Below are 12,751 nucleotides of genomic sequence, written 5' to 3'. Positions count from 1 at the left end.
TCGGGTGGACGCTCAGCCGGTCGGCTCTGCGGCGCCGGTCGGCTCGGTGGGGCCGGTCGGCTCGGTGGGGCCGGTCGGCTCGACGAGGCCGGTCAGCCGGGCGCAGAGCTCGTCGAGGAAGGCCTGCGCCGTCCCGGCGGTGTAGACGGTGGTGGCGTGGCCGACGTCGATCCGGAGCCGGCCGCCGACGATCACCCCGCCGACGTCCAGGTCGTAGGGCCACTGGCCGACGCCGTCGTCCGTCTCGCCGTAGGGGGCGTCGCAGACCTCGAACAGGTCGTCGGCCTGGGACACCTCGTCGAAGCCGAAGTTGCCCATGTAGTTGACCGCGACCCGGGGGTGGGCGACGGCGGCGAGCCGGGCGCGGGTCTGCGGGTCCGGGCCGCTGAACCGCAGCACGCCCCAGCCGATGCCGTTGTTCGGCACCTGCGCCAACTGCCGTGCCACGTCGGCGACCCGGGCGTCCGCCGCACCGCCCGCGGACAGCCCGGCCGTGGAGAGCCCGCCGCCGGACAGCCGGACCAGCACCGGGTACATCACCTGGAACCAGCCGGTGGTCCGGTTGAGGTCGACGTCGGGGAACAGGTCCTCGCGCCCGTGCCCGGTGGTGGCGAGCAGGCACTCGTCGCCGCCGGTGCGGGCCGCGACGCTCTCCGAGACGCCCCACACGATCAGGTCGCGGATGCCGACCTTCAGCCGCCGGGCCGCCTCGTGTAGGCCGTCGGTCTGCTCGGTGGTCAGGGTGGTGCTGATCATCGCCCCGGCCGCGAGCGTGGTGACGCCCCCGGGGTGGTCGACCGGCGGCAGGGTGGCCCCGGCGGAGGTCTGCGCCAGCCAGTACGGCAGTTCGGCGCTCAGGTCGTGCGCGGCGAGGCGCCGCGCCCAGGCGCTGTAGGCCGTGGTCCGGGCCGGCAGCCGCGGCTGCTCGCCCTTCTCCAGCTGGGTGCACAGGGTCCGCAGGTCGCCCAGCAGGAGGTCACGGGAGATCGCGTCCGTCACCAGGTGGTGGGTGATGATCAGCACCCGGTCCGGCCGGTCCGGGCCCGTGACGAAGTGCAGCACCCGGCAGGTCGGGCCGTCGGTGAGGTCGAGGGTGCGCTGCGCGGCGGCGGCCAGCGCGGCCATGGTGTCGTCCACCTCGGCGGGCTGCTCGCCGGTCAGGTCGTGGCCGGCGACGGGCACCGCGTCGGCGCCCTCGGCGTGGTGCTGCCACAGCACGCCCGCCTCGTCCCGGCGGAACCGCAGCCGCAGCGAGCCGTGGTGGTCGGCGAGCAGCCGCACCGCCTCCCGCAGGTGATCGGCGGCGACCGGGCGGAGCACGTCCAGGTAGTACGGGTGGTTGAACCACGACGGGTCGGCCATGGTGCCGGCCACCGACTCGAACCACCAGAGCTGGGCCGGCGTCAGCGGCACCTCGCCCGCGACCGGCTCCTGCTCGATCACCGGGGCCGCCGCGCCGGCCGGGCCGTCCGCGTCCAGCTCCAGTTCGGCGATGGTGCGGCGCTCGGTGAGCCGGCGGGCGGACAGCTGGATGCCGGCCTCCGCCGCGTGGAAGGCCACCGTGATGGCCAGCAGCGAGTCGCCGCCCAGCTCGTAGAAGTCGTCGTGGATGCCGACCTCGCCGCCCAGGTGCAGCACCTCGGTCCAGATCGCGGCGAGGGTGCGCTCCCGTTCGGTGCGCGGGGCGGCGGCCGGGCGGCGCGCGGAGCGGCGCACCCCGGAGCGGACGGCCTGCGCCACGCTCTCCGCCGTGGTCAGCGCGGTGGCGAGGTCGGCGAGCAGGTCGGCCGGGAGCGGCGCGGGCCGGGCCCCGGCGGGGGCCGGTTCGTCCAGCGGCCACAGGTGGGCCGGGGTGAGGGCCGGGTCGAGGGCGAGGGCGCCCTCGGGGGCCGCGCCGACCCGGACGGCGCCCACGGTGACCAGGGCGTCGAGTTCGGGCAGGACCGGCGGTGCGGTGAGCACCACCTCCCGGCCGTACCGGAGCTGTTCGCGCAGCAGCGGGGCGAGCTCCGGCCCGAACGCGCCGGGGTCGGCCGCCACGACGGACACCGGGGCGTGCCGGTGCCGGGCGGCGAAGCGGGCGACGGCGGTGGCGGCGGCGGTCTCGAAGGCGGCCGCGTAGGGCAGTCCGTCCGGGCCGGGGTACGGCTCGGTGACGCCGTAGCGCCGGGCCCAGCGGTCCACCGGGAGCACCCGGACGGCGGGCAGGGTCGCGGCGAAGGCGGTGAGCCGGTCGGTGAGGCCGCCGAACACCCCGGCCCACCGGTCGTCGGCGTAGCGCGGCGAGGCGGGGCAGACACCGATGAGCAGTTCGGTGTCGGTGCGGTCCCGGTAGGCGGCCACCGCGGCCGCGAGGTCGGCCAGCGCCTGTTCCAGGGCCGCGACCCCGGCGGGCAGCGCGGGTTCGCCGAACAGCAGGTCCTCCCAGCGCAGCAGCACCGCGTCCAGGGTGTGGCCGCGGAACGGGCCGTCCGGGTCGAGCAGCGGCCGCCGCAGCTGGCCGGGCGGCGCCAGGGTGACCGCTGCCGCCTGCTCGTCGAGCTGTTCGGCCCAGAACCGCAGGGTCGGCTCGGCCTCGCCGGTGGGGAAGGAGGTCGCCAGGCCGATGCCCCCGGCCACCGAGGGCTCGGCGGCCGTCGCGGCCTCGGTGCCGACGGCGGCGTCCGGTGCGCCGACCAGGCCGGTCAGCAGTTCGCCGAACCGGGCGACCACGGCGGCCGCGCGCTCCGGGCCGAACAGCTCGGCCGAGTAGGTGAGGTCGACCTCCAGCTGGTCGTCGACCCAGTCCACGGTGAGCAGCACGTCGAAGTCGGCCCCGGCCGCCCCGACCGGCAGCGGCTCGACGGTCAGGCCGGGGAGGGCGGGCGCCTCCTCGGGGGCGTCGGCGTAGTTGAGGATGCAGCGCAGGGAGTGCCGGGAGGAGTCGCGGGGCAGCCGCAGCGCCTCCATGATCTTCGGGAACGGCAGCCGCTGGTGCGCCTGGGCGTCCTTGACGGTCGCGTGCAGCCGGCGGACCAGCCGGCGGAACGTCGGGTTGCCGGACACGTCCAGGCGCAGCGGCAGCAGGTCGGCGAAGCAGCCGATGACGCCCTGGAGTTCGGCGCGGTCACGGCCGGTCGTCGGCATCCCGACCACCTGGTCGGCCTGGCCGGACTCCCTGTGCAGCAGCACGGCGAACACGGTGAGCAGCACGCTGTAGGGGGTGACGCCCTCGGCCCGGGCGAGTTCGCGCAGCGCGGCGCCGACCTCGGGCGGGAGCAGCTGCCCGGCCCGGCCGGCGGCTTCGGCACCTTCCACGGCCGCGGCGCAGCCGGCCGGGCCGTCACCGGGCAGTTCGACCGGCGCGGGCGCGCCGCGCAGCTTCTCCCGCCAGTAGGCCAGGTGGGTCTCGACCTCCGGCCCGGCCAGCCACTGCTGCTGGTCGTACGCGAAGTCGCCGTACTGGAGGGCGAGTTCGGGCAGCGGTGCGGGCTCCCCGGTGGTGTGGGCGCGGTAGAGCACGGCCAGCTCGTCCAGGAAGATGCCCCAGGAGGTGCTGTCGCAGACGATGTGGTGCATGCCGATCAGCAGGTGGTGCTCCTCGGGCCCGACCCGCAGCAGCCGCACCCGCAGCAGCGGGCCCTCGGGGAGGGAGTACGGGTAGCCGGCGTGCCGTTCGACCTCCTCGGCGACGGCCCGCTCCAGCGCCGGGCCGTCCAGGTGCGAGAGGTCGGTCGGCTCGCACCACACCGGCAGCTCGGGGTGGACCACCGGCAGCGGCAGGCCGCGGTGCTCGCGGTAGGTGGTGCGCAGCACCTCGTGCCGGCCGGCGATCCGGGTGACCGCCTGCTCCAGCGCCGTGGCGTCCAGCGGGCCGCGCAGCGTCATGGCGAAGGTGGTGTTGTGCCGGGCGTCCTCGCTGTCGAGCCGGCTGGTCGCCCAGAGGCGCTGCTGGATGGAGGAGGCGACGGGCTGCGCGTCGGCCGGCGCCGGGCGCAGTTCGTCCGCCGCGGGCCCCTCGGCGGTGTCGACCACGGTGCCCAGTGCGGCGAGCGTGGGGTTGGTGAACAGGGCGTAGAGCGAGACCTCCCGGCCGAACTCGCGGCGCAGCCGGGAGAGCAGCTGGGTGGCCAGCAGCGAGTGCCCGCCGAGCGCGAAGAAGTTGGAGTCGGCGCCGACCTCGGGGACCTTGAGGACGTCCCGCCAGATCTCGGCGAGCCGTTGTTCGGTGGGCGTGCGGGGCTCGCGCAGCGGCGCCGCGCCGTCCGTGGCGGCCACCGCGCGCGGGGCGGCCTGGCGGGCCACCTCGGCCGGGTCGTCCCACAGTTCGGCCAGGTGGGCGGCGCGCTCGGGCTCGGCTTCGGGGGCCGGCAGGCGGTGCGCGACGAGCGCGGCCAGGGCGGCGAAGTACTCCGGCGGGTAGGGGATGTGGCCGTGCTTGTCGGTCACGGCGTCGTGCTGCACCGGGTACGGGTGCTCCTCGGCCCAGTCGACGCTCACTCCGGGCAGGGTGTGGCGGAGCGCGGCCAGCCGGTCGTCCAGCCGGGCGAACAGGCCGGACCAGCCGCGTTCCGCGGCGGCGGGCGAGGCGGGGCAGCGCAGCAGCACGAGCGGCGCGTCGGTGGCGCGTCGGTGGGCGGCCACCGCGGTCTCGAGGTCGCGCATCGCGGCGTCGAGCACGGCGGCCGGGTCGGCGTCCTCGGCGGCCCGGCGCAGCCAGTCCTCCCAGCGCAGCAGGGCGACGGTGGCGGTGGCGTCGCCCGGGGTGAGCAGGTGCTGGACGAGTTGGCCGTAGGGCGCGAGGCGGACGGCGGCGGGGGTCCGGCGCAGGTCCAGCCAGAGCCGCAGCGGGTCGGCCAGCAGGTCGGCGGTGAAGGTGGCGGCGACGGCGACGGTGCCGCGGCGCATCGACGGCAGGGCGTGCAGCGGTGCGTCCGCCGAGCCGACCATCTCGGTCAGCACGGTGGCGACCCGCTCGGCGAGGCGCTCGACGGTGCCGGGCAGGTAGAGGTCGGCGTTGTAGTCGATGATCAGTTCGTCCTGGCCGGCCCGGCGGGACAGCGTGACGAACAGGTCGAAGTCGGTGAGCTGGTTGTCCACCGGGACCGGGGTGAAGGTGACGCCGGCCGCGGCGAGTTCGGCGGCGCCGGCGTCGGTGACCGTGAACAGCGCCTGGAACAGCGGGTTGATCCCCGGGTCGCGGGGCGGCGCGACCTCCTCGACCACCCGCGCGTACGGCACGTCCTGGTGCCGGTAGGCCTCGCCGGTGGTCCGGTGGGCCCGCCGGACGGCCTCGCGCACCGACGGCTCGCCGGCCAGGTCGAGCCGCAGCACCAGCATGTTGGCGAAGGAGCCGATCAGCGGTTCGAGCTCCACCCGCGGCCGGCCGGCGCCCGGCGTGCCGAGGACGAGGTCCTGCTGGCCGGTGGTGCCGGCGAGCGCCGCGGCGAACCCGGCCAGGGCGACCGCGTTGAAGGTGACCTCGGCCTCCTGGGCGAGGGTGGCCATGGCGGCGGACAGCGCGGCCGGGAACGCGCGGACGTGCCGGCCGCCGCGGTGGGTCTGCACCGGCGGGCGGCGGCGGTCGGGCCGGACGGTGCTGGTGAGCGGCGCGCCGGTGAGCGCGTCCCGCCAGTGGGCGAGGTGGGCGTCCAGGGCCGCGAGCGCCGCCGGTTCGCGCTGGCGGCGGGCGTGGTCGGCGAAGGAGGCCCGCAGCGGCGGCAGGTCGGCGGCGACACCCTCGGCGAACTGCCGGTAGTGGGCCACCAGTTCACCGGCAAAGACGTCGCCGGACCAGGCGTCGTAGACGATGTGGTGGACGGTGACCAGCAGCCGGTGCCGGTCGTCCGCCAGGGCCAGCAGGCAGGCGGCGAGCTGCGGTCCGCGGGTCAGGTCGAAGGCGACCAGGCCGTGCTCGGCCGCGGTCCGGTCGGCCCGGGCCGCGCGCTCCTCGACCGGCAGGTGCCGCAGGTCGACGAGCGGCAGTGGGACCTCGGCCTCGGGCAGGGCGCGCTGGTACGGCCCCTCCTCGTCCTCCGCGAAGACCAGCCGCAGGGCCTCCTGCCGGGCCACCACGGCGTTCAGCGCGGCGGCCAGGGCGTCCCGGTCCAGCGGGCCGTGCAGCTCGATGGCGAACGGCACGTTGTAGACGGCGGTGCCCGGGTCCATCCGGTCGAGGAACCAGAGCTGTTCCTGGGTGAACGACAGCGGCAGCCGTTCCGGCCGGCGGGCGCGGTCGGCCAGTCGTAACCGCAGCAGTTCCCGCTGGTCCGGCGTCAGGTCGGCGAGTTGCGCCGACACGTCCTGTGTCATCGGTCCGTACCCCTTCCTTGACGTCGGTCAGCGGACGCTGAGCGGCCGCATGTCGGTCCACACCCGGTCGATGTGGTCGAGGCAGTCGGCCCGGGTGCCCCGGAAGCCGCTGTCCCGCCAGCCCGGCGCGTTCTCCCGGCTCGCGGGCCAGATCGCGTACTGCTCCTCGTGGTTGACGACGACCCGGTACTCGCGGTCCTCGTCCGTGCCCTGGTTCTCGGCCTCGGTCATGACGTCTCCCCCCTCTGGGTCGCGCCGAGTTCGTGCCGCACCTGGTCGGGCGACATCGCCCGGATCTCGGCGAGCAGCCCGGCCAGGTCGTCCGGCGGGCGCTGCCCGGCCAGCAGTTCGGTGACGGTGGCCGCGAGGCCGCCGATGGTGGGTGTCTCGAACAGCGCGCTCGCCGGCAGGTCGACGTCGAGCGCCTCACGGATCCGCGCGACGACCTTGGTGCCCAGCAGCGAGTGCCCGCCCAGGCCGAAGAAGTCCTGGTCGGGGCCGATCTCCGGGATGCCCAGCAGCTCGACCCAGATCCGCCGGATCACCTCCTCCGGCGGCCCGGCGGGCTCGGCCGCGGCGGCGGGCGGCGCCGGTTCGGCCGCGACGGCGCCGGGGCGGTCCACCCAGTGCCGCTCCCGCTCGAACGGGTAGGTCGGCAGCGGCACCCGGCGGCGCGGCTCGGCCGGCCCGCCGAAGTCCCAGTCGACGTCCACGCCGGCCAGCCAGAGCCGCCCGGTGGCCGCCGCCATCGCGATCCGATCGCCCTCCGCGCTCTTGTGCCCGGGCAGCGAGGCGGTGCTGCGGGCCTCGGCCCCGGGGTGCTGGCGGACCAGGGTGGTCAGGGTGGCTCCGGGGCCGACCTCCAGCAGCGCGGACGGCCCGGCGAGCAGCCGGCGCACACAGGCGTCGAAGCGGACCGGTGCGCGCAGCTGCCGGGCCCAGTAGGCCGGGTCGACCGCCTCGGCGGCGGTGAGCGGCTCCCCGGTGACGTCCGACAGGATCGGGAACTCCGGCGCCCGCAGCTCGAACCGGCCGACGTACTCGGCGAATTCGGCGGTAATCGGGTCCATCATCGCCGAGTGGAAGGCGTGCGAGGTGCGCAGCTCCCGACAGCGCACGCCGTCCGCCCGCAGCCGCTCCGCGAGGGCGGCGATCCGCTCGACCGGGCCGGAGGCCACCGAGAGGGCGGGCGCGTTGGCCGCGGCCAGCTCGACGCCCTCGGGCAGCCGGGCCAGCAGCTCGACCGCCGGCAGCGGGACGGAGAGCATCGCGCCGGGCGGCAGGGACTGCATCAGCCGGCCCCGGGTGGCCACGATCGCCAGCGCGTCGGACAGCTCGAACACCCCGGCCAGGCAGGCCGCCGCGTACTCGCCCACGCTGTGCCCGGCGGCCAGGGCGGGTCGGACGCCCCGGTGCTGCCAGAGCCGGGCCAGCGCGTACTCGACGGCGAACAGCGCGGGCTGGGTGATCCGGGTCTGGCGCAGCAGCTCGTCGTCCCGGTCGCGGTACAGGACGTGCCGCAGGTCGAGGCCGAGCTGCGGGGCGAGCGCGTCGGCGCAGGCGTCCAGGTGCTCGCGGAAGACCGGTTCGGTCCGGTGGAGCTCCTCGGCCATGCCCGCGTGCTGGGCGCCCTGGCCGGGGAACAGGAAGGCCACCGTGCCGTCGGTGCTCTCTCCCTCGGCGGTGTCCAGGGCGGCCGGGGCGGCGAGCGCGGCCACGGCCTCCTCGACGGTCCGGCAGGCGACCGCGAGCCGGTGCTCGAAGTGGCGCCGGGTGCGGCTCAGGGTGTGGGCCACATCGGCGAGTTCGACGCCGGACGAGCCGTCCGCGAGGTGCGCGCGCAGCCCCTCCCTGGCCCGGTCCAGCGCGGGCGCCGTCCGGGCGGACAGCACCAGCACGTGCTCGGTACGGGCCGAGGGCGCGGCGGCGGGCGCGGGCGGCTGCTCGACGATGACGTGGGCGTTGGTGCCGCCGATCCCGAAGGAGCTGACCCCGGCCCGACGGGGGCCGTCCGGCACCGGCCAGGGCGTCGGCCCGGGGTTGACCACGAAGGAGCCGTCGTCCGGCAGGTCGGGGTGCGGGCTGGTGACGTACGGGCTGGGCGGGACGACGCCGTGCCGGACGGCCAGGCAGGCCTTGATCAGGCCGGTGACGCCGGCCGCGACGTCCAGGTGCCCGGTGACGGCCTTGACCGAGCCGAGCGCGCGCCGGCCGGAGCTGCCGAACACCTCGCGCAGGGCGGCGAGTTCGACCTGGTCGCCGAGTGCGGTGCCGGTGCCGTGCGCCTCGACGTAGCCGATCGTGGCCGGGTCCGCGCCGGCGGCCAGCAGGGCGGTCCGGATGACGTCCACCTGGCCCTCGACGCTGGGCGCGGTGTAGCCCACCTTCGCCCGGCCGTCGTTGTTCACCGCCGAGCCCTTCAGCACGGCGTGGATCGTGTCGCCGTCGGCGAGCGCGTCGGCGAGGCGGCGAAGCACGACCACGGCGACGCCGCTGCCGCCGACGGTGCCGGTCGCCGCCGCGTCGAACGGCCGGCAGACGCCGTCGCGGGCCATGATGCCGCCGGGCTCGTAGCGGTAGCCGGCGGCCAGCGGCAGCCGCAGGTGGGCGGCGCCGGCCAGCGCCAGGTCGCACTCCCCGGCGAGCAGGGCCTGCCCGGCCAGGTGCACCGCGACCAGAGAGGAGGAGCAGGCCGTCTGCACGGCCATCGCCGGACCGCGCAGCCCGAGGTGGTAGGCGACCCGGGTGGCCACCGCGTCCTTGTCGTTGGCCACCGACATCTCGTACTCCGAGCCGACGGCGTCGCCGGCCGGCAACAGCTGGTGCAGCAGGTAGCCGCTCATGCCGGTGGCCCCGTACACGCCCACCGACAGCCGGTCGACGTCGGCGGTGTGGCCGGCCGACTCCAGCGCCTGCCAGGCGCACTCCAGGAACACCCGCTGCTGCGGGTCGATCAGCCGGGCGTCGTGCGGCGAGTAGCCGAAGAAGCCGGCGTCGAAGCGGTCCGCCTCGTCCAGCACGCCGAACACCGGCACGTAGTCGGGGCGCCCGTACTCGGCGGCGGGCACCGAGCCGGCCAGTTCCTCGGGCGTGAACCGCGTGGTCGTCGGACGGCCGGTCAGCACCCGCTGCCAGAGGTCCGCCACGTCGGCGGCGCCGGGGAACCGGCCCGCCAGCCCGACGACGGCGAGGTCCAGGTCACCGTCCTCGCTCATATCTCCCCCTTCTGCGCGCGCACCCGTCGGGTGCGCGCGGCCAGTGCCCGCCGGCCGTCGGCGGCCGTGGGCGTGGTCGTGGTCGTGGTGGTACTGGAAGTGGTGGGCGTGGTCGTGCCGTCGTCGGCCAGGAAGTGCGCCAGCCGGGCGACGGTCGGGTAGCGGAACAGGTCGACCGCCGCGAGCCGGACGCCGAGCGCCTCGCGCAGCCCGGCGTGCACCCGCACCACCAGCATCGAGTTGCCGCCGAGGTCGAAGAAGTTGTCGTCGGCGCCGACCCGGTCCAGGCCGAGTACCGTCCGCCAGACCTCGGCGACGGCCTGCTCGGTGGCGCCGCGCGGCGCCCGGTAGGGCGTGCCGAGCCGGGGCCGGGCCGCCGCCGGGGCGGGCAGCGCGCGGTGGTCCAGCTTCCCGTTGGGCGTCGTCGGCAGGTCGGGGACCTCGACGAACGCGGCCGGCACCAGGTAGTCCGGCAGGCTGCGCAGCAGGGCCTCGCGCAGCGCGTCGGTGCCCGGCGCGGCGGGCCCGTCCGGCACCACGTAGGCGACCAGCCGCTGCTGCCCCGGCCGGTCCTCGCGGACCACCACGGCGCACCGGGCGACGCCCGCGCACTCCCGCAGCCGCGCCTCGACCTCGCCGGGCTCGACCCGGTTGCCGCGGATCTTCACCTGGCTGTCGCGGCGGCCGAGGATGTCCAGGGTGCCGTCGGCCCGCAGCCGGGCCAGGTCGCCGGAGCGGTACAGCCGGGCGCCGTCCGCGCCGAACGGGTCCGGGACGAAGACGGCGGCGGTGAGGCCCGGCCGGCCGAGGTAGCCGCGGCCGACGGCCGCGCCGCCGATGTACAGCTCGCCGACCACGCCGATCGGCACCGGCCGCAGCTCGTCGTCCAGGACGTGGATCCGGGCGCCGGTCAGCGGGCGGCCGATCGACACGCTCGGGCCGCCGAGGTGGCGGCCGCCGGTGACCATCACCGAGGCCTCGGTCGGGCCGTAGGTGTTGTAGAAGGCGCGGCCGTGCCGCCAGGCCTCGGCGACGTCCACCGGGCAGGCCTCGCCGCCGACGGTCAGCACCCGCAGGTCCGGCAGCTCCGCCGGGTCCATCGCCTGGAGGGCGATCGGCGGGACGTCGACCATGGTGATCCGGTGCTCGCGCAGCAGCCGGGTCAGGTCGGCGCCGGGGAGCCGCTCGTGGCGCTGCGCGAGGTGCAGTTCGGCGCCCGCGCACAGGGCGGTCAGCACGTCGGAGACGGCAGCGTCGAAGCCGGGCGCGTGGAAGGCGAGCACCCGGTCGTCCGGCCCGATCGCCAGCAGGTCGCGGATGGCGTCGGCCAGGTTGGTCAGGCCCCGGTGGGTGCTCACCACGCCCTTGGGGCGGCCGGTGGAGCCGGAGGTGTGGATCAGGTAGGCGGCCTGGTCGGGGCGGAGGGTGACGGCGGGTCGCGGCCGCAGCGGGCCGGCCGGCTCCTCGACCGGGAGCACCGTCGGGCCGGCGGGCAGCAGGTGCGCGGTGGTCGGGTCGGCGAGGACGAGCGCGGCACCGGAGTCCTCGACCAGGTAGCGCAGCCGCTCGGCGGGCAGGTCCGGGTCGAGCGGCAGGTACATCGCGCCCGCGGCCAGCACGCCGAGGAGGGCGGCCACCGCCTCCGGGCCCGGCCGCAGGCAGACGCCGACCGGCGCCTCGGCCGCACCGACCGCGCCTGCCGCGCCTGCCGCGCCGCAGGCCTCGTGCACGAGGGCGGCGAAGTGGTCGGCCCGGGCGGCGAGTTCGCCGTAGCCGGTGCGCCGTTCGCCGCAGACCACGGCGATCCGCTCGGGCGCGCCCTCGGCGACCCCGGCGATCAGCTCGGTCACCGGCCGCCAGGGCGCGGGCGGGCGGGTGGCCGTCCATCCGTCGATGGCGCGCCGCTCCGCCTCGTCCAGCAGCGGGAGGTCGGCGATCCTGCGGTCGGGCTCGGCGAGCGCGGCCGTCAGCAGGGTGCGCACGTGCCCGGCGATCCGGGTGGCGGTGGCCTCGGTGAACAGCGAGGTCCGGTACTCCAGCTTGCCGACGATCCCGGCCGGGCCCGGCGTCAGCGTCAGGGTCAGGTCGAACATCGCGGTGCCGGTGGGCAGTTCGACGCCGTGCACGGCCACGCCGGGCAGCCGCAGCCGCTCCGCCCAGCCGGCCTCCAGCGCGAACATCACCTGGGCGAGCGGGGTGGTGCCGGGGTCGCGGGCCACCCGCAGCCGGTCCACCAGGGCGTCGAAGGGCAATTCCTGGTGGGCGAGCGCGGCCAGCGTGGTGCTGCGGACCCGGTCGAGCAGTTCGCGGAAGGTGAGCGGGCCCGGCACCCGGGCGCGCAGCGCCACCGTGTTGGCGAACAGGCCGACGGCGCCCTCGGCAGCCAGCGAGGTCCGGCCGGAGACCGGCGTGGCCACCACGAAGTCCGGGCCGGCGTACCGGGACAGCACGGCCTGCCAGGCCGCGAGCAGCACCATGAACGGGGTGCCCGCCGTCCGGGCGGCCAACGCGGCCACGCCGTCGGCGAGTTCGGCGGGCCAGTGGAAGGTCAGTTCGGCGCCGGACTCGTCCAGCACCAGCGGGCGCGGCCGGTCGGCGGGCAGGCCGAGCGCGGCCGGTGCCCCGTCCAGGTGCTCGCGCCAGAACGCGACCAGTTCCTCGGCCTCGGACTCGACCGCGACGTCGACGTGCCGCGGGGCGGCGGCGCCGTCGGCGTCCAGCCGGGCGCCGGTGTAGGCGGCGGACAGGTCGTCGAAGAGCAGGCCCATGCTCCAGCCGTCGCAGACGATGTGGTGCAGTTCGAGGTGCAGCACCCAGCGGTCGGGGCCGTCCGGGAGCAGTGCCGCGCGGACCGGCGGCGCGGCGGCGAGGTCGAACAGCCCGCCCTCCGGCGCCTCGCCGATCCGCAGCCGGGCGCCCTCCGGTGCCTGCGGGAGCACCCACTGCCAGGGTTCGCCGTCGATCTCCAGGAACACCGTGCGCAGCGCCTGGTGCCGGGCCAGCACCTGGTCGAAAGCCGCGACCAGGGCCGGGGCGTCCAGGGCGCCGGTCAGCTCGAAGCGGAAGTGCACCCGGCACATCGGACTGTCCGGCCAGAGCCGGTCGTGCAGCCACATCCGGCGTTGTGCGGCGGTCAGCGGGTGCAGGTCGTACTGGTCGTGGTCCTCGCGCAGGCGGCGCAGGAAGGCGGCCCGCCGGTCGGCCGGCAGCGCGTGCAGCCGGTCGAGCAGATCGGGAGCGGTCAT

Annotated in this window: 4 protein-coding genes; all 4 read right to left on the bottom strand. The window is 76.5% G+C overall.

All coding sequences use genetic code 11. The features are described from left to right. Positions 1-12 precede the first annotated feature (12 nt). From ABTY15_RS17565 to ABTY15_RS17550, 4 genes are read right to left on the bottom strand one after another with little or no spacing between them, the layout of a single operon-like run. On the bottom strand, positions 13-6,291 hold the full coding sequence (locus ABTY15_RS17565; protein ID WP_350589186.1) for a condensation domain-containing protein: 6,279 nt from the start codon (positions 6,289-6,291) through the stop codon (positions 13-15). A 27-nt stretch (positions 6,292-6,318) separates the two neighbouring features. Next, positions 6,319-6,522 (bottom strand): MbtH family protein, encoded by a 204-nt coding sequence (locus tag ABTY15_RS17560; RefSeq protein WP_350589181.1) that lies wholly within the window; start codon positions 6,520-6,522, stop codon positions 6,319-6,321. Further along, positions 6,519-9,506: a type I polyketide synthase gene (locus ABTY15_RS17555; RefSeq protein ID WP_350589175.1), complete on the bottom strand. Its 2,988-nt coding sequence runs from the start codon at positions 9,504-9,506 to the stop codon at positions 6,519-6,521. Before ABTY15_RS17555 ends, ABTY15_RS17560 begins: the two co-directional genes overlap by 4 nt. Continuing rightward, entirely contained in the window at positions 9,503-12,751 is a 3,249-nt protein-coding gene (locus ABTY15_RS17550) for a non-ribosomal peptide synthetase (RefSeq protein WP_350589168.1), read from the bottom strand. The genes ABTY15_RS17555 and ABTY15_RS17550 overlap by 4 nt, the downstream gene beginning before the upstream one ends.

Origin of the sequence: Kitasatospora sp. NPDC097643 (genome assembly GCF_040302625.1) — a bacterium.
Lineage (GTDB): Bacteria > Actinomycetota > Actinomycetes > Streptomycetales > Streptomycetaceae > Kitasatospora.
Note: the sequence above shows the minus strand (reverse complement) of the source record. Positions and strands in the feature narration are given on the sequence as shown.